Genomic DNA, 17219 nt, shown 5'->3' on the forward strand with positions numbered 1-17219 from the left:
CGCCGTTCCACGACCTCGACCGCGCAAGGAAGGTGGGGCACGCCGATGAGCCGTGCCACGCTGCTCGTCCTGGCCGTCGGCCGGTTCCCGGCCGGCGGGCACGCTCATTCCGGCGGCGCCGAGGCGGCCGTCGCGGCCGGGCGCGTGCGTGACGCGGCCGGTCTGGAGCGGTTCTGCCGGGGCCGGCTGCACACCAGCGGCCTGACCGCGGCGGCGCTCGCGGCCGCGGCCGCCGCCCGGTGCGACCCGCTGCTGCTGGACGAGGCCGCCGACGCCCGCACGCCTTCCCCGGCGCTGCGGCAGGTCGCGCGTACGCTCGGACGGCAGTTGCTGCGCGCCGCCCGCGCCGTCTGGCCCTGCGCCGAGCTCGACGACCTGGCCACGGCCCGTCCGCGTGGCGCCCATCAGCCCGTGGTGCTCGGCGTGGCCGCCCGTGCCGCGGGTCTGAGCCCGTACGACGTCGCCTGTGTGGCGGCGTACGAGAGCGTCAGCGGTCCGGCCTCCGCGACCGTCCGCCTGCTGAGCCTGGACCCCTTCGACGCGACCGCCGTCCTGGCCCGTCTGGCCGCCGACCTCGACCACGTCGCGCGGCGGGCCGCCGAGGCGGCGGGCCGCGTCCAGGCCGACGGCGTCGCGGCGCTGCCTGCGGCCTCGGCGCCGCTGCTCGACATCACCGCCGAACAGCACGCGACCCGCCCGGCCCGCCTGTTCGCCTCCTGACCCGCAGCCGTCCCCATCTGCCCGTAGCTGTCCCCATCTGTACGAACGCCTGTCGTCATCTGTACGCCTGTCGTCCGACCACGGGAGCACCATGCACCTCCACCACGACCACGACGTCTCCGCAGGCCAGGCCCATGACCCCGGTGGCCGCCACGGCGCGTTCCGCATCGGGCTGGGCGGCCCGGTCGGCTCCGGCAAGACCGCCACCGTCGCGGCCCTGTGCCGCGCACTGCGCCGGGACCTGTCCATCGCGGTGGTCACCAACGACATCTACACGCGCGAGGACGCCGAGTTCCTGCTGCGCGAGGCCGTACTGCCCGCCGAACGCATCAGGGCGGTCCAGACCGGCGCCTGCCCGCACACCGCCATCCGCGACGACATCTCGGCCAACCTCCAGGCCGTCGAAGACCTGGAAGAACTGCTCGGCCCGCTCGACCTGATCCTCATCGAGTCGGGCGGCGACAACCTCACCGCGACCTTCTCCAAGGGCCTGGTCGACGCGCAGGTCTTCGTCATCGACGTGGCCGGCGGGGACGACGTCCCCCGGAAGGGCGGGCCGGGCCTGACCACGTCCGACCTGCTCGTCATCAACAAGACCGACCTCGCCCCGTACGTCGGCGCCGACCTGGAGGCCATGGCCCGCGACGCCAAGGCCCAGCGCGGCGAGCTGCCCGTCGCCTTCACCGCCCTGAAGACCGAGGACGGCATCAGGCCCGTGGTGGACTGGGTCCTGCGTCGCCTGGCCACCCGTGTCCCGGGCCCCGCATGACCCTCGCGCCCCAGGTGGTGCCGGGCGTGCCGGGTGCGCCGGTCGTGCCGGGCGTACGCGCCACCGCTCGCGTCACGGCGACCCGCGCCGGGGGCGGCACCGTACTGTCGGTCCTGGCCGGTGACGGCCCGTTCGACCTGCGCCGCATCCGCTCGTACGGCGACCAGGCGCGGGTGTGCGTACTCGGCGCCATGGTCGCCCCCCTCGGCGGCGACCGGCTGCGTATCGAGGCCACCGCCGAACCCGACGCCCACCTGCACGTCACCACCGCCTCGGTCACGATCGCCCTGCGCGGCCCCACCACCGAGCCCGCCGCCTACGACGTGCACCTGACCGTGGGCGACCGCGCCGGCCTGCACTGGCTGCCCCAGCCGCTGATCTCCGCCGCCGGCAGCAACCTGCGCCAGACCTTCACCGTCGACCTGGCCGCCACCGCGCGCCTCGTCCTGCGCGAGGAACAGATCCTCGGCCGTACGGGCGAACCGCCGGGGCGGCTGGCCACCCGCCTCATCGTCCGTCGCGACGGACGCCTCCTGCTGGACCAGCAGACCGCCTACGGCCCGGACGCACCCGGCTGGGACGGCCCGGCGATCCTGGCCGACCACCGCGCCACCGGCCAACTCCTCATAGTCGACCCAACCCTCACCCACCACCCCCCCGCCCTCTCACCCCAGCCCCCGCTTCAGGCTCGGTTGTTCGGGGGTGACCCGGCGGAGGGCCTGGCCGTGTTGACCCCGCTGGCCGGGCCCGCCGTCCTGATCACCGCTGTGGCCCCCGACAGCCTGCGCCTGCGCCGCCTGCTGGACGCGGCCCACCCCGTCGAGTGATCGCCCGGCGAGCACCTCACCGACGAGCCCTCCTTCCCGAAATATGCCGATATGTCCTCTTTAGGTAGACTTCGCCGCTTGTGGAGATCTACCTGACCCAGGCGAGAATCGCCCTGCTTCTCGCCCCGCTCGCCATCGCGCTGCTGTTGCTGCCCTTCGTCTCCCGTCAGTACGGCCGCTTCGGGCACATCGGGCGCTGGTCGGGTTTCGTCACGGCGGCGCTGGTCCTGTACGCCTGCGGCGTGGTGGCCTTCACCCTCTTCCCGCTCCCCGAGGTGACCCCGGACTTCTGCGCGACCAGGCAGAGCCTCGCCGCGCCGCGCTGGCAACCCCTGTCGAGCATCCAGGACGTGCTCAGGGAGAACGCGGGACGCGGCCTGCCCGCCGCCCTGTACAGCAGGTCGGTGTTGCAGATCGTGTTCAACGTCGCCCTGTTCGTACCGCTCGGCTTCTTCCTGCGTTACCGGCAGCGGCTAGGCGTGGCCCGAACCCTGGCGATCTCCTTCGCCGGTTCCCTGGCGATCGAACTGACCCAGCTCACCGGCCTGTGGGGCCTCTACCCCTGCGCGTACAGGCTGTTCGACCTGGACGACCTGATCATCAACACGGCCGGCGCCGGACTCGGCTGGGCGCTGGCCGGCCCGGCCGCGCGGCTGCTGCCGGGACCGTGGCCGAAGCCCCGCCAGGACCTCGCCCCGCCCACCGCCGCCCGGCTGGCGCTCGCCATGCTGCTCGACGGCGTGGTGTGGTTCTTCGCCTCGCCGGTGTTCGGGCTGCTGTTCGTCCAGGCCCACCGGCTCGTCACGGGGGGACCCATGCCGGACGACGCCCTCCTGAGGGACGTCCTGCCCGGCCTGTCGTACGCGATGACCGGGTTGGTCCTCTTCGTGCTCTTCCCGGTGTTGCGCGGGGACGGCGCCACACCGGGCCGCGCGGCCGTACATGTGGCGGTCTGTCACGCGGTGACCGGGCGGCCCGCGCCTGTGCTCGCGCGACTGATCCGCTCGGCGGCGCCGTACCTGGCCATCGTCGCGGGTTCCGTCGTCGGCGGGGTGGTGCCCGTCCTCGCCCTCCTCCTCGTCCTGGAAGTGGAACGGCGTGGCGCCATGGCGCGCTGGACCGGGACGCGGCTCGTCACCCGGGCCGCCGCCCGCCGGGCGGAAGTCGTGGGGGAGCCGGTCGCCCACACTGTCTAAGAGGTGGATCGGCCGCCCCCGCCCTCCTGGTCGGAGCAGAGCTGCGCGTGCAGGGTCTGGAACGCCCATCGTTCCCAGCGCTCGCCCGGCCAGCCGCGCGTATGCACGAACAGCAGGTACAACTCGGGGCTGAGCAGGCCGTACAGCAGATCGGCGGCCTCCTCGGCGGACACCTCGGCCCGTGCCCCGGGCTTGCAGATCAGGGCCTTGGCCGCGTGCTGCTGGACGACATAGCGGGGATCGACGTCCTGCGGCCACAACGCGGCCACCTCGGGGTCGCTCGCGACCGCCGCCTCCAGGACCTTGCCGATCGGCGCGACGCGCTCCAGCACCGCGGTCGTGCCGGCGACGTAGGCGCGCAACATGTCCTGGGCGGTGCCGGCGGCCAGTGCCGCCGCGTACCAGGGCCGGTCCATCGTGGCGACCGGTTCGTCGTCGCCCGCGATCGTGACGTCGACCAGTTCCTTGAGCAGGGCGCGTTTGTTGCCGAAGACGAAATAGATCGTCTGCACCGCGACCTCGGCCTTCTCGGCGACGTCCTGGAGGTTCGTCGCGCCGTATCCGTCCTGGACGAACAGCTCCAGCGCCGCCTGGAGGATGCGCCGGCGGGTCTCCTTCGCCTTCTGGGCCCGCTTGTTCGTCCGCTTGACATCGCTCATGGCTAGAGTCTATCTCTAGATTCAGTCGCTAGAAGTCAACTCTAGAGAACGGATCCAGTCATGACGGTCATCAGCGTCACCCGCTTCCACGCCGATCCCGCGGACGGCGAGCAGGTCCAGGCCCGGCACGCCGCCCTCGTCGCCGCCATCAGAGAAACCCGGTCCGGTCTCACCGAGGCACGCCTCGGCCGGCTGGACGACGAGACGTGGGTCGGCGTCTGGCGCTGGAACTCGGCCGACGACCTGCGGGCGGCCCGCCAGGCCGCGCCCGGCGCCCCCGCGGCCGTCGCGGCGTTCGAGGTCGCCCGCGACGTCACGGCCGAGGACATCGAGATCCTGGCCGAGCTCTGACGGCCTGCCTCGACCCGGCCCCGGCCCCGAAACCGTGGGCCGGGGTCCCCCCGAACCGAGGAGACGACATGATCGAAATCGAAGCGCTGACCAAGGTGTACGGCACCGCCCGACCCCCGGCGGTCGACGAGGTGTCCCTGCACGTCCCCGCCGGCTCGGTCTTCGGCTTTCTGGGGCCCAACGGCGCCGGCAAGACCACGACCATCAAGATGCTGGCCGGACTGCTGACCCCCACCTCCGGCCGGGTCCGGCTGGGCGGCTTCGACGTGGCCAGGCAGCGATCGTCTGCGATGGCGCAGTTCGGCGCCGTGCTGGAAGGCTCCCGCAACGTCTACTGGAGCCTGTCGGCCTGGCAGAACCTGATGTACTTCGGCCGGCTCAAGGGCCTGCGCAAGGCCCGGGTCGCCGAGCGCGCCCAAGACCTCCTGACCGATCTGGGCCTGTGGGAACGGCGCCACGACAAGGTCGGCGGCTTCTCCCGGGGCATGCAGCAGAAGGTCGCGATCGCCGTCGCCCTGATCGCCGACCCGCCGATCGTCCTGCTGGACGAGCCGACGCTCGGCCTGGACGTCGAGGCCACCCGTACAGTCAAGGACTGGATCACCGAGCTGGCCCGCGAGCTCGGCACCACCGTCCTGCTCACCACGCACCAGCTCGACGTGGCCCAGGAGTTGTGCGACCGGGTGGCCGTCATGCGCGGCGGGCGGCTCGTGGCCGACCTGCCCACGCACGAGCTGCTGGCCCGCTTCCGCGAACGCGACAGGTACGAGATCCGCATCGAGGGCACGCCCCCACCCGGCCTCGACGCCGTCACCCACGAAGGCGTCACCACGATCGACGTACGGGTGAACGATCCGGGCGAGGTGTACGACGTGGTCGAACGGCTGCGTGCCCAAGGCGTCGTCCTGGAGTCGCTGACGCAGGTGCAGCCCGATCTGGAGGACGTGTTCCTCGCCCTGGTGAGCGAGCCGTCCCATGCGTGAGGTCCTGCGGGCGGAGATCGGCAAGGGCCTGCGCGTCCAGCTCGCCCACCCGGTCGGCCACGTCATCACGCTGCTGATCAGCACCATGATGTACCTCGGCCTGCAGTTCGTCCTCGGCCAGGGCGAGCTGCGCCAGGACCTGCTGCCGCCGACCCTGGTCGCGATCGGCGGCTACTGGTTCCTGCAGTACGCGGGCCTGGTGATGGTGGCCGACCTCGTCGAGGAGAAGCGCGCCGGCACCTTCGCCCACTCCCAGATGAGCCCGGCGCCGCCGTGGCTGCCCATGCTCGGCCGGCTGATCACCGCGTCGGTGTTCGGGCTGGGCGTCGCCGCCGTCGCGGCTCTCGTACCGATGCTGGCGGCCCGGATCGTGATCCCCTTCCACTGGGCGGCACTCCTGCCCGCCATGCTCCTGCTGATCAACGTACTCGCCTTCACCCTCCTGATGGCCTCCCTCGCCCTCGTCAACCCGATGATCGGCGCCCTGCAGTCGTTGTTCACCTCGCTGGTGCTGCTACTCAACGGCTCGTTCCTGCCGCTGGACCTGTATCCGGACTGGCTGGCCGCGGCGGCCAGAGTCCTGCCCACGACGCTGGGCATCGAGGTGCTCGCCGAGACGCTGTTCGAGGGCCGTGGCGTGGCCGGGGTCTGGACCGGCGGCTCGCTGCCCTGGCTGCTCGCCCACACCCTCGCCCTCGTCGCCGTCGCGGGCCTGCTGTTCGTACGCAACCACCGACGTGCCCTGGAGTCGTCATGACCTTCGTCCGCGGATTCGCCGCCGAAGTCGGCAAGGGCCTGCTCACTTTGCTCGCCGGATGGCGCGAAGTCCTGCTGGAGATGATCACGTCCCCGCTGTTCTACCTGCTCATCGTGCTGTTCATGGGACGCGGCCAGCTCCGTGCGGACCTGCTGCTGCCGGTGCTGCTCGGCATGGTGGCGCTGACGTTCATCCACGAGCAGGTCAACCGGGTGTTCTGGGGCTACCTGGGCGACATCCAGTCCGGCGTGCTGGAACAGACCTACCTGACCCCGCTTCCCTCGGCCGCGAGCATCCTCGGACGTCAGGTCGCCGCCGTGATCGCGGCCGTACCCGCCGCGCTGGCCGTCCTGGCCACCGGCGCCACCGCGATCACCCTCCAAGGCGGGCGCCTGCCCGTCGACGCGCAGGTGATCGTGCCGCTGGCCTCCATCGTGCTGGGCACCTGCGGGCTCGCCCTCATCCTGTGCGGCCTGACCTTGGTGTTCAAACGCATCGAGATCATCACCCAGCTGTCCGTGGCCGTCTACGCCATCGCCGGCGGCACCCTGGTGCCCCTGGCCGCCATGCCCGTCCCGATCGCCGACCTGAGCCGCCTGGTCGTCCCCATCGCGCCCGGCATCGAGGCGATGCGCGACATCCTGCTCGGCGGACATTCCCTGGCCACCCTCCCAACCGGCTGGGGACTCGGCTGGCTGCTGGCCCAGCCGCTGCTCATCACGGTGGCGGGGGTGCTCCTGTTCAACCGCCTCGAGAACCTCGCCCGGCACCGAGGCACCCTGGGCCGCCCCTAGGCCGAGATGCCACAGAGTCACGCGAGCATCACTCTATGGTCATGTCACTCTATGCGCATCTATGACTACGTTATGTGTCGATGGTCGGACCGGCCGTACGAAGTGGATCAACGAGTGCGGCCGGACCCAAGAACGCGACAGAAGGAGAAGGAGCCCCCGCATGAGCATGATCCAGACTGGCGTCCTCGACCTGGACTCCACCAACCCGGTGGCCACCACCGGCGGCGACACCTCCACCTTCACCCAGGTGACCTTCCCCACGCCGTTCCCCGCCGGGTCGCGCGTGGTGGTCCTCCCCTTCGTACAGACCTTCAACGGCCCGGAGACCCCCGGCCTCCGCATCGCGGACGTGACCCCGCACGGCTTCCGAATCCGCATCAACGAGATCCTCGCCGGAGCCGTCAAGAGCGACGGCCACCACACCCGCGAAACCATCGGCTGGCTGGCCACCACCGTGTAACCCCAACCGGGCCCCGCGCACACACTCACAACGCGGGGCCCACTATGCGCCGAGGCTCAGGACCCATCGCGACACCGTAACGGCCCCGCGCCAGGGAGGCGCTTCAGACGGAGCCCGTCAGCGGGGGTCATCTGCAAACCGTCCTCGCACCCGCACCCGAAGGCTCGACCGTACGGAGCCTCGTTCACACTGATTCCGGGGGCAGGGGGCCACGGCCTGCGGCTAGCCGCAGGCGATCCTGAAATCACCTTGGTGGCGGACTTCTGCTCTGTCATCTACGAACTGCCACGGAATACCCGAAGGGCTTTTCAAGGCCCATGCCAGTATGGGCGCGCGACCTCAGGGCGAGTCGTCAGTGAATGTCGGTGAGGTCGACCGCCGTCGCTGACGTGTCTGCTTCTGCGGGGCCGGGTCCTGATCTGATGGTTCGGGGCGTTCGATTCGGGTGGGGTCGCCGCGTACGAGTTCGTCGTGGATACGCCAGCGGGCGGTCGTGACGGCGCGTTCTATCACCTGGTCGCCGTGTTCGATGCGTTCGCGCAGCAGACGGATGGCGATGCGGCGGTTGAGGGTGAACTGCCGTTCGGTGTCGACCACGACGACGAACCCCGTGGGCCGGTGGGTCGCCCGTACGGCTGTGCTGGCCTTGTTGCGGTGTTGGCCGCCGGGGCCGCCGGTGCGGCAGGCGACGATGTCGACGTCCGCTTCGGTGAACGTCGTACGCGGGATGTCGACCTGGCACGGTTGGGCGATGACGTACCAGTTCTTCCGGCCGGTCCCGGTCCGGTAGGGGCTGGGGGCCTGCCAGCACAGGGTCCCGGTCCACGAGGCGGCGAACGCCTCGGCGTCGTCCCCTTCGATCCGTACGAGGGCCGACCGGTAGGTGCCGGGCCGGTCACCGGGAACGGTGTGGTCCCGATGGGTTTCCAGGTCCTGCCTGGTGGCGTCGCCTTCCAGGCGGCGCAGCAACTGGGCCAGCGCCCAGGCGCACTCCTGCGGCCCGCGCCCGGCCGACAGGAGCAGGTGGACGCTCATGACCGGCCTCGCCCGCGCCGCCGGTTCCTCTCGGACGCCGGCCCGAGGTCGGGTGTCTTGTAGGTGACCAGGGGGATCGTGGTGGCCACGGGCGTGGCCAGGCCGTGGTCGACGAGGTCGGCGATCACTTGCTCGATGCGCTTGTACGCCGTCGGCGCCTCCTCGAAGAGAAGCTGGCGGTCGCCGCACACCACCAGCGACCCCACCGGCGTACGGCGCAACTCCTCGACCGTGTGCTTGGCCCGCCCGCGGCGCAGGGCGTCCGCGCGCGACATCTTGCGGCCCGCGCCGTGCGCCACGGAGTGGCCGGCGTCCGGCCCGGCGTGGGCGGCCACGAGGTAGGACGGGGTGCCGCGGGTACCGGCGATGAGCACATCGCGGCCGTCACCCGGCGCCGCCCCCTTGCGGTGCAGGTAGACCCCGTCGCGGCGCTCGACCAGGTTGTGGCACTGGTCGAGGATCGGCTCGGCGGGCTCGAACCCCAGCGCGTGGGCGACCCGGGCGGCCAGCAGCCGCCGGTTGAGCGACCCCCACCGTACGGCCTCGTCATGCATCGCCAGGTACGCGCCAGGATCAGGGGCGGGACCCGCGCCGTGGACCGCGGTGTGCTCACGCAGGATCCGTTCGCCCAGCCCCCGGGAACCGCTGTGGACGATGAGCACCAGGTCGCCGGCGTCGAGACCGAGGCGGGCGGCGTGGTCCGGGTCGAGGACGGTCCCGATCCGGGCCAGCTCGACGAAGTGGTTGCCCCGGCCGACCGTCCCGAGGCCCTCGACGTGACCCGCGGGGATGTCACCCTTCATGACGGTCCAGGCGGGATCGTCGGCATCTCGTTCAGGATCCAGCGCGCGATCGAGATCGGGAAAGCGGGCGGCGAGCTTCTCGGGTACGGCGCGCTTGAGCCTGACGGGGAACACGGCGATCCCGCAACCGATGTCGGAGCCCACCAGGAACGGATACAGGACGGTCGACGTCATGGCGGCGCCGATGGGCGCGCCCTTGCCGGGGTGCAGGTCCGGCATGGCGGCGACGTGCGTCATGCCGTCGAGGGCGGCCACCTGATGGCACTGCGCGACGGCATCGGACTCGATCCAGCTCGTAGGGGAGGCGAACACGGTGACGGTGGCCGCCTTCTCCGCCGGCGTGGACGGCGGCGGGAGCTCCTGGGGGGAGTGACGCTGAGACAAAGACGCTCTCTTCGCTGAAAAGGGGGTTATGGGCATGCGGGATGACGGCGCGAGCCGGCGCCGTGACATCTCGAAGTGGCGGGGGTGCTGTCCGTCAGAGCCTCATGGACACCACATTCGCGGAGCCCCGCCGTACCAGGCAAACGATTTTCGAGCCGTACGGACCTGCGGGGCCGCGCGGCCACCAGCACGCCCGATCGCAAACACGCCCTCCGCCACCGACACCCGGCATTCCCCGCCGGCCGACATCAGCGGCTTCGAGACGCTCGACGAGCGCACGCTGCGGGTGACCTACGAGTACGGCGTCCGCAGCAGCCGGGCGAGGGCACCGTCCGGCTCAGGGAGCCACTGGCCGATCGGCTGGTACTGGACGCGAACAGCCGCCTCCCTCCACCAGCGGGCGAACGACTCTGCCACCTCTCAAGGGGGTGCGATGGCACTCTCAGCCGGTGGGGAAGTGCAGCCTGAGATGCTCCATCCCGAACACACGCCGCATCTTCCCCTTGATGAGGACGGGCTGGAGCACGGTGAACACCCGCTCGATCGCGGTCTCGTCATAGTCGTCCAGTGTCGGGGTGGCCCGCAGGAACACTGATCCGTCAGGCAACTCGTCGACTTCGTCGAAGGCGCCCGTCGCTGCCAGCGCCGTCGGTCCGCCCAGCCGCGCTGCCAGCGTGCCCGCGCACACGGTGACCCAGGAGTAACCGCGCAGTTCGAGCTCGCAGCGCGGGACGGTGACGGCGTCCAGGGCGCCGAGCGCGGTCTCCAAGGGGGTCTCGTCGGTGAGGCAGTCGTCGGTGACATGGCCGAAGCAGGCCCCGGTGACGGCGGCCCGCCGCTTCAGCGCCTCCGCCCAGCTCTGCTGGGCCTCGGGCGGATGCCGGTCACCGGAACGCGGCACCTGTTCCACCCTGAGTTTGAGCCACGGCTCTGCTTCCCCGGCAGGAGCGGACACGTTGATCCACACGGTGCCGTTCCCGGGGAACCCCCGCTCGTCGAGTGGGGTGACGATGTACTCGACCATCTGGGGGCGTCGTCGGACCGCACGGGCGACCGCGCGCAGGCTCGCCTCGGAGTACGGCATGGTCTTGGAGAACGGGCGGGAGAGCGCGGGTTTGACGCGGAACTGCGCCCACAAGCCGCCCGGCTCCCCGGAGGGGGTGCGGCCCGTCCCGTCGTCGAGGGCGGCGGGGTTCATCCGGGGGGCGCGGGCCAGCAGCGACGCCAGGTCCGGGGCGAAATCGGCCAGCGCGCCCGACAACCAGTCCGATGTCAGGTCGGCGCGGCGGTCGTCCGACTTCGCGCGGACGACGAGTTCGGCCGACAACCTGTTGGAACCGAGCGTCACTGTCCCTCCTTCGGGCCGACCAGCCTAGCGGCCCGCCGGAGGTTCCGGCGGGCCGCGTCATCTCAGTAAGCGAGTCCCGGCGGCTGGTAGAGGCCGAAGCTCAGGATGGACAGGGCGATGCCTCCGAGGATGGCCGCCCCGGTGAGCGTGCCCTGCAACTGCGGCGGCAGGGCAGGCAGGCCCTTGGGCCTGTTCTCCGCGTTACGACGCAGATCCTCGAGCGTGTAGCCAGGATCCCCGACGTGCGGCATCAAATGCGGCGTCGGGAACGGCAAGGGCTGCGGCTGGGTTTTGGGCGAGACCACGGGCACCTGCTGCGGTCCCCGGCTCTTGGTCACCCAGTATTCGATCACTCCCGAGTTCTTGCCCCACTTGGCGGCGTTGGAGTAGGCGATGACGATCTCGTTGGTCTCCTTGACGTAGTTGGGCACGGGGAGCAGAAGGTCGAAGCCGGGGAGGACACTGCGTCCGCCGGTCTGCTTCGGCAGCGCCTTGAGCGCCTTGATGTAGATCGCGAGTTCGTCCTTGCCCTGGGCGGCGACCGTGGTGCGCTTCACCTCCCACAGGTAGATCGCGTCCTCCGTGATCAGGGCGATGTCGGCCTTGCCGTTGGTGCCGAGCTTCTTGGCGCCGGGAATGTGGTACTCCAGCACGATCTTCCCGGACGGGTAGCCGAGCAGCGCCATCCACTTGATCAGCAGAGCCGCCACGTCGACCGCGCGGTTGTGCCTTGAGGCGTTGTACTTCCACGGCTTGTCGCCGTCCGCCGTCTTCGCGGCGCGCCGCGGCTTGAGCCCGTCGGGGTCGGACAGCGTGATGGGGTTGTTGGCGGCGTAGCTGTAGGGGTTCGCCCAGTCCGGCGCTTGCAGGCTCAGCACCGGGTCGGTGCTGACGAACTTGGCGATGCCGGGGTCGTAGTAGCGGGCCGACAGATAGACCAGCCCGGTGGCGTCCTCGGTCTTGCCGAGGAAGCCGCGGTCGGTGAAGGGCAGGGCGTCACCACCGCGCCGACCGCCGAAGGGCAGGTAGCGCTGGCGTACGACGGCACCGTCGGCGTCGCCGACGGCAAGTTGCTGACTGTTGTTCAGCCCCGCCATCAGCCAGGTGACCGTGCTGCCCGTACGCAGTGCGACCGTCGTGCCGTCGGCGGTGGCGTAGTACCGCGTGCCGGTCACCTGGCCGCCCGACAGCTTGAGCTCCATGACACCGAGGTAGAGCGTGGCGGCGCCTGGATCGTGCCGGATCAGCCGCTCACCGTCGGCGTCGTAGACCATCGAGGTCTGCTGGCCGTCGATGGTCACCTTGGACAGCTGGCCGAGCTCGTCCCAGTCGAACGTGCCCTGCTTGCCGCCCACCGTCCTGGAGGACAGCCGGCCGGCGGCGTCGTAGACGTAGGTGTCAGTGCCGCTCGGGCGGCTGATGGAGGTGACCGCGTTCGGCCGCGTCGCACCGGCGCCCGCGGCCGGGTAGGTGTAGGTGGCCGCCTGCCCGTTGCTGGTCAGCGTGGTGAGGTTGCCCGCGGCGTCGTAGGTGTAGCTCTGGTTGTACGGGTCAGGCCCGAGGCCGTCGCCCCCGCCGCCGCAGTCGGTCGCGGTCGTGGTGAAGGCGGCCGACAGACGGAGCAGTCCGTCGTAGGCGAAGCACTCCGACTGGCCCTGCAGGACATCCTGGATGCGGTTGAGCTGGCCGGCGATGTTGTAGCCGAACCTGTCGTCCTGAACGGTCTCGGGCGTTGCCGTGTCGGCCTTGGCCGTGGTGGTCACCCGGCTGAGCCACCCGGTTGTGGCGTCGTGCTCGATCGTGCGCTTGATCTTGCCGGTCGTGCCGAACTGACGCTCGGCGAGCTTCCCGGTCGCCGAGTAGAGGGTGTCCTTGACGTAGGTGAACCCGCCGAGGTCGGAGCTGAGACCCTTGGTCAGACCGTAGTCGGTGTACGTGTAGTCGAGAGTCTCCGCCGGAAGTCCGCCCGCGGCCGGCATGCCCTGCCGTCGCAGGTTCCCGGCCGCGTCGTAGGCCGAGGTGAACACGTAGTCTCCGGCGAGGGCGCCCTCGACCGTGGGGATACTGATCTTGTTGCCGGTGGGGCGGTAGTTGTCGTCGTAGGCGGTGACACTCTGGGTGTAGGGCTGGCCGCCGACATAGCGGGTGGAGGAGGCGGGTTGGCCCTTGGCGACGGAGTCGTAACTCCACTCGGCGAGCTTGGTGCCCGTACCCGCCTCGCCGCTCCACTGGGTGGTGACCCGGCCCAGGTCGTCGTAGCCGATGGAGATCTTCTGGCCCGTCGCGTCGGTCTTCCACGCGACCCTGCCCGCCAGGTCGTACCCGGTGGTCGTCGTCCCTGCGTCCGGGTCGGCGGCGACGGTCTGCCGCTTGAGCCAGTCGTAGGTGAACGTGCGGACGCTCCCCTTGGCGTCCGTCATCGTCAGCAGGTTGTCGCTGACGTCGTAGGTGTAGACGGTGTCCTGGTGGGAGGAGCCGTCCTTCCACTCCTCGATCTTCGTGGTCCGGTCGAAGACGTCGGTGACGGTGACGGTCTTGCCGCCGACCGGGGGGACCGTTTCGGTCCTGTCCGCACCGGGATAGACGGTGGTGGTACGGCGTAACTCCTGGGCGAGGTGGTAGGAGATGATCGCGACCGGGCGCTCAAGCCCGTCGTAGAGGGTCTTGGCCCACTGTGCCGCGTTTGTCAGGGTGGGGTTGAGCAGGCCGGAGCCGGGCGCGGCGGCGTTGTGCACCGGCTCGGTCTTGGCCAGCGGCAGGCCCCTGGCGTCGTAGGTGGTGACGACCACGGCCCGGCCGCCGGAGGGTGAGGTGGCCTGTGCCTCCCGGGTGCGCCCGAGCCCGTCCTCGTAGCTGTACGTGCTCACCATCTGCGCGGACGAGCCCGTACCCGTGAGCAGCCGCTTGAGCGTGGTCCTGATCGGTGCGGTCGGCTGGCTCAGCCCGCCGCTGGAGGGGATGTCGTAGGCCGCGGTCGCCGTCGGAGTCCCTCCCGAGCGCGGCTGGCCGGGGGCCCACATCGCGACGGCGCGGCCGAGGGCGTCGTAGTCGAGCTCGGACTTCTTGCCGTTGGCGTCGACGATCGACACGATCTCGCCGTGCAGGCGTGATGTCGTGGCCATGACCTGCTGGTTGAGCGGGTTCGTGGTGACGACGCCGTTCGAGGGCCAGCCTGTCGTGGGGTTGTAGGCGGTGGTGGTGTGCTTGCCCAGCGGGTCGACCACCTCGGTCTGCCTGCCGTAGTCGTCGAAGGACGCCTTGCCCGTCGAGACCGTGTTCGTGTCGGCGTAGGCACGGGTCTCGGTGGCGTTGCCGTCGCTGGGCTTGTTCGTCGCCGGGTCGGTGCCGTTGTCGTACAGGGTGACGGTCTTCCCGACGAGGGTGCCCGCGGCGCAGTCATCGCCCGTGCGCTTCTCGACGACCGACGGGAACCCGATCAACCACTGGCCGCCGTCGGTGTTGCGCGCGTACGAGATGGATGTGCACGAGTTGTCGGTGGACACCCCGTCCTGCCCGTACGAATTGATCTTTATGGGCAGACCGTCGGCGTTGTGCAGTGTCTTGTTGTCGCTGTAGCGCCAGCTTCCGTCGGCCGCCTTCTCCCTGGTGCGCTCGCGCACCCGCAGGACGAAGTACGGGTCCAGCGCGCCCGGGACGTCACCGTTGGCCTTGAGCAGATACTCCCAGCGTGTCGATTCGACCTCGGCGTAGGCCCGCGGGCTGGTCGCGGTCATCTTCCAGGTCTGCCGCTGGAGCGTCTGCCCCATCAGCGGCCAGGCGTCCAGGATGGTCCCGCCGTCGAAGTCGGGGACCAGCGTGCCCATGCCTCGCAGGAACGTCTCGGACGTGACCGTGTAACCGTCGGGGTCAGAGCCTGATCCGGTGATCGTGCGTACCTGGCCGTATCCGCGCCAGTCGGAGGAGGCCGGCTTGAGCCCCGGCTCCGCGTACTCGGTGGGGCCCACCCAGCCCGGGCCGCCCAGGTACTCGTAGGCGTGGGTGATGTCGGGTGAGCCGCCGACCAGGTCACGCTCGACGACCTTCGTGGCCAGGTGCTTGTAGAAGCGGGCCCAGCTCTCGTTGCCCTCGATGCTGTAGTCGACCTGGAAGCAGTCGCCCGTCTTGTCGGCGAAGTAGTCGGTGCCGTCCCGGCCCTTCCCGCCGGAGCAGGGGTCGGCCTGGCCGTACGTGACCTCGATGCGCCCGCCCATGCCGTTGGCGATGCCGCTCACGTGGGGGACCATCCGCCATGACAGCAGGTCGGTCCAGTCCGACATGTCGTCGTAATCCATGCGGCCGGCCAGCATGGCGGCGTCGAAGTCCACCGGCGGCAGCGTGATCGTGGGGCTCGTGGCCAGCCCGGTCTGCTGCGCGGTGTCCAGCCACATGACCGGATCGCGCGGCGGGCCGAAGTCCGTCCTCGTGTAGATCCAGGTCTGGCGCAGGTCCAGCCGTTCGACCGGATCCCATCCGCCGGTCGCGGGGTTGGCCGACTCGGCCGTCACGGAGGTGAGCTTGCGGGTGGAGAAGAAGGCGATCGCATCGTTGTCGCAGGGCGTCTGAGCGGCGCACTGCAGGTCGGTCGGCACGTCGCCGCCGTCTCTCGCCGCGGTGGTGAAGACCGTCCGGGAGGTCGGCGTCGTACCGGCCAGTTGGGAGTTGTGGCCCCACTCGACCTTGGCCAGCACGCCGCCGTTGTCGTACGGCAGCACCCGGTACAGCTCGTGAGCGCAGGAGGGCAGGCAGAAGTAGTTGGTCTCGCGGGTGTAGGAGTAGTCGAGCACGTTCTCGTTGCGGTCAGTCTCTCTGTCGAGGTTCCAGCGCCACACACCGGTGCAGGTCGGCGGGATGGCGTCGTTGTAGTACCGGTCGTAGCAGGGCTCGCCGACGTCGTTGCCCACGTACGGGAGCTGCCATTGGGCGTCCTTGCGGTAGCCGAACCTGGAGACCGTGCCGTCCTGACCCGTGACCTGCCAGTACGGCTGGCTGTCCGCGCCGCCGGCCAGCTGCTCGATCTTGAACCCCAGCTCGGGGACGGTCTTCCAGCCGCCCGAGGTGTCCTTGACGATGGCGGCGGACCGCCCGCCGACGTTGATGACCAGCTCGGACTGGCTCATGTCGTTGGTCGTGGGGTCGTTGTCGTTGGCGTCGGGCGATTCCCAGCACACCGCCCTGCCGCCCACGCCCATCTCGTCGGCGGTCCAGATCAGCTCGGCCGTTTCCGGATGGTAGAAGTTGTCGACGTAGCAGCGGCGGTACTTGCGCTCGATGAATCCGGCGTTCAGGTCCCAGCCCGCGCCGACCGTACCTGACTGGTTGTTGGTCCAGCGGCCCTGCCCGTCCACCGAGGAGGAGTCGTAGCGGAGGGACAGCTCAGGGCCGTTGCCCGCAGGGGAGGGGGCTTCGGGCAATGGCAGGCTGTAGTCGAAGCCGCCGCCGGAGGTGCCGGCCTGCCAGCTGCCCGACGGCTTGAGGTCGGTTGCGCCGAAGTTGCCGTCCGTGCCTGCGACCCCGGCGGCCAGCACGTACACGGAGCCGGTCTGGAACGCCTTCCCGGCCAGCTCGGCTGCCTTGGGACGGCTGCTCGGCGCCACGGTTACGGGAAGGCTCGCCCCGGTGACCGGATCGGCCTGGACATCGGCGATCAGCTTGCCGGCGGCGAGGTCGTTGTGCGCCGCCACTGGCTGTGGGCGCACGACGCAGTCGCGGGGACGCGGGACGGTCACCGCGCACGCCGGCAGCCTGAGCAGGCCGAGCCTGGTGTCGAAGCTGCCGCCGAAGGCGTCGCGGAAACCCGCGTAGGAGAATTCCGCCCGTACGGTCCCCGCTCCCTCGACGCGGGTCACCCGGGCGGCGATGCCGACGCCGCCGAGCCGGCTGACGGTGTCGGCGGGCAGCGTCTCGACGCGCACCTTGCCCGAGGTCGTCTTCTTCGTCTCGGCCACGGCGATCGGCAGCGCCCCGACCTGGACCGCCTTGCCGGTGAGCACTGCCTCGCCGCGGCCGGGGCGTGGCCAGACGGGATCGGATCGTTTGACTCGCGGCTGCTTCTCCTCCGCGCCTTTGGCCGTCTTCGGGACCGGCACCGGGTGCCCCTTGACCGACGGTTCAGCTTCGGGGCCCGACACAGCCG

General features: G+C 70.5%; 15 protein-coding genes. 9 read left to right on the plus strand and 6 right to left on the minus strand.

Features of this window, described 5'->3' with window-relative positions:
* The first annotated feature begins 45 nt into the window (after positions 1–45).
* The 4 genes from DMB42_RS48620 to DMB42_RS48635 all read left to right on the plus strand — a co-directional run bounded on the left by DMB42_RS48620 (position 46) and on the right by DMB42_RS48635 (position 3512).
* Entirely contained in the window at positions 46–720 is a 675-nt protein-coding gene (locus DMB42_RS48620; protein WP_125647712.1) for an urease accessory protein UreF, read from the plus strand.
* Between the two features lie 91 nt (positions 721–811).
* Positions 812–1489, plus strand: coding sequence for an urease accessory protein UreG (gene ureG / locus DMB42_RS48625; protein WP_125647715.1), 678 nt, complete (start codon positions 812–814; stop codon positions 1487–1489).
* Entirely contained in the window at positions 1486–2316 is an 831-nt protein-coding gene (locus DMB42_RS48630) for an urease accessory protein UreD (protein WP_125647717.1), read from the plus strand. Before ureG ends, DMB42_RS48630 begins: the two co-directional genes overlap by 4 nt.
* A gap of 80 nt (positions 2317–2396) precedes the next feature.
* Positions 2397–3512 (plus strand): VanZ family protein, encoded by a 1116-nt coding sequence (locus DMB42_RS48635; RefSeq protein ID WP_125647720.1) that lies wholly within the window; start codon positions 2397–2399, stop codon positions 3510–3512.
* On the opposite strand, the gene DMB42_RS48640 is transcribed toward DMB42_RS48635, so the two are convergent.
* Positions 3509–4171 carry a TetR/AcrR family transcriptional regulator gene (locus tag DMB42_RS48640; RefSeq protein WP_125647723.1) on the minus strand — a complete coding sequence of 221 codons (663 nt, stop codon included), beginning with the start codon at positions 4169–4171 and terminating at the stop codon, positions 3509–3511. The genes DMB42_RS48635 and DMB42_RS48640 overlap by 4 nt on opposite strands.
* Positions 4172–4231: 60 nt before the next feature.
* On the opposite strand from DMB42_RS48640, the gene DMB42_RS48645 reads away from it, so the two are divergent.
* From DMB42_RS48645 to DMB42_RS48665, 5 genes are all read left to right on the plus strand, one after another.
* On the plus strand, positions 4232–4522 hold the full coding sequence (locus tag DMB42_RS48645; RefSeq protein ID WP_125647726.1) for an antibiotic biosynthesis monooxygenase: 291 nt from the start codon (positions 4232–4234) through the stop codon (positions 4520–4522).
* A gap of 68 nt (positions 4523–4590) precedes the next feature.
* A complete protein-coding gene (locus DMB42_RS48650; RefSeq protein WP_125647729.1) occupies positions 4591–5505 on the plus strand; it encodes an ABC transporter ATP-binding protein in 915 nt (304 codons plus the stop codon).
* Positions 5498–6262 (plus strand): ABC transporter permease, encoded by a 765-nt coding sequence (locus tag DMB42_RS48655; RefSeq protein ID WP_125647732.1) that lies wholly within the window; start codon positions 5498–5500, stop codon positions 6260–6262. Before DMB42_RS48650 ends, DMB42_RS48655 begins: the two co-directional genes overlap by 8 nt.
* Positions 6259–7056, plus strand: a complete 798-nt coding sequence (locus DMB42_RS48660; RefSeq protein ID WP_125647735.1) for an ABC transporter permease — start codon at positions 6259–6261, stop codon at positions 7054–7056. Before DMB42_RS48655 ends, DMB42_RS48660 begins: the two co-directional genes overlap by 4 nt.
* A gap of 160 nt (positions 7057–7216) precedes the next feature.
* Positions 7217–7516, plus strand: coding sequence for a hypothetical protein (locus DMB42_RS48665; protein WP_125647738.1), 300 nt, complete (start codon positions 7217–7219; stop codon positions 7514–7516).
* Between the two features lie 339 nt (positions 7517–7855).
* On the opposite strand, the gene prfH is transcribed toward DMB42_RS48665, so the two are convergent.
* The 5 genes from prfH to DMB42_RS48685 form a co-directional block, all read right to left on the minus strand.
* Positions 7856–8551, minus strand: a complete 696-nt coding sequence (prfH, locus tag DMB42_RS48670) for a peptide chain release factor H (RefSeq protein WP_125647741.1) — start codon at positions 8549–8551, stop codon at positions 7856–7858.
* A complete protein-coding gene (locus tag DMB42_RS48675; protein WP_125647744.1) occupies positions 8548–9738 on the minus strand; it encodes an RNA ligase RtcB family protein in 1191 nt (396 codons plus the stop codon). Before DMB42_RS48675 ends, prfH begins: the two co-directional genes overlap by 4 nt.
* A gap of 291 nt (positions 9739–10029) precedes the next feature.
* Entirely contained in the window at positions 10030–10155 is a 126-nt protein-coding gene (locus DMB42_RS55750) for a hypothetical protein (RefSeq protein WP_260478382.1), read from the minus strand.
* A 25-nt stretch (positions 10156–10180) separates the two neighbouring features.
* On the minus strand, positions 10181–11086 hold the full coding sequence (locus DMB42_RS48680) for a hypothetical protein (protein WP_125647747.1): 906 nt from the start codon (positions 11084–11086) through the stop codon (positions 10181–10183).
* A 62-nt stretch (positions 11087–11148) separates the two neighbouring features.
* Positions 11149–17172, minus strand: a complete 6024-nt coding sequence (locus DMB42_RS48685) for an RHS repeat-associated core domain-containing protein (RefSeq protein WP_125647750.1) — start codon at positions 17170–17172, stop codon at positions 11149–11151.
* Positions 17173–17219: the final 47 nt, after the last annotated feature.

This window comes from Nonomuraea sp. WAC 01424, from assembly GCF_003947315.1.
Lineage (GTDB): Bacteria > Actinomycetota > Actinomycetes > Streptosporangiales > Streptosporangiaceae > Nonomuraea > Nonomuraea spiralis.

Bases quoted from the DNA above. Each gene is read 5' to 3' on its own strand.
- DMB42_RS48620 (WP_125647712.1), top strand. From the start codon at position 46: ATGAGCCGTGCCACGCTGCTCGTCCTGGCCGTCGGCCGGTTCCCGGCC.
- ureG (WP_125647715.1), top strand. From the start codon at position 812: ATGCACCTCCACCACGACCACGACGTCTCCGCAGGCCAGGCCCATGAC.
- DMB42_RS48630 (WP_125647717.1), top strand. From the start codon at position 1,486: ATGACCCTCGCGCCCCAGGTGGTGCCGGGCGTGCCGGGTGCGCCGGTC.
- DMB42_RS48640 (WP_125647723.1), bottom strand. From the start codon at position 4,171: ATGAGCGATGTCAAGCGGACGAACAAGCGGGCCCAGAAGGCGAAGGAG.
- DMB42_RS48645 (WP_125647726.1), top strand. From the start codon at position 4,232: ATGACGGTCATCAGCGTCACCCGCTTCCACGCCGATCCCGCGGACGGC.
- DMB42_RS48650 (WP_125647729.1), top strand. From the start codon at position 4,591: ATGATCGAAATCGAAGCGCTGACCAAGGTGTACGGCACCGCCCGACCC.
- DMB42_RS48655 (WP_125647732.1), top strand. From the start codon at position 5,498: ATGCGTGAGGTCCTGCGGGCGGAGATCGGCAAGGGCCTGCGCGTCCAG.
- DMB42_RS48660 (WP_125647735.1), top strand. From the start codon at position 6,259: ATGACCTTCGTCCGCGGATTCGCCGCCGAAGTCGGCAAGGGCCTGCTC.
- DMB42_RS48665 (WP_125647738.1), top strand. From the start codon at position 7,217: ATGAGCATGATCCAGACTGGCGTCCTCGACCTGGACTCCACCAACCCG.
- prfH (WP_125647741.1), bottom strand. From the start codon at position 8,551: ATGAGCGTCCACCTGCTCCTGTCGGCCGGGCGCGGGCCGCAGGAGTGC.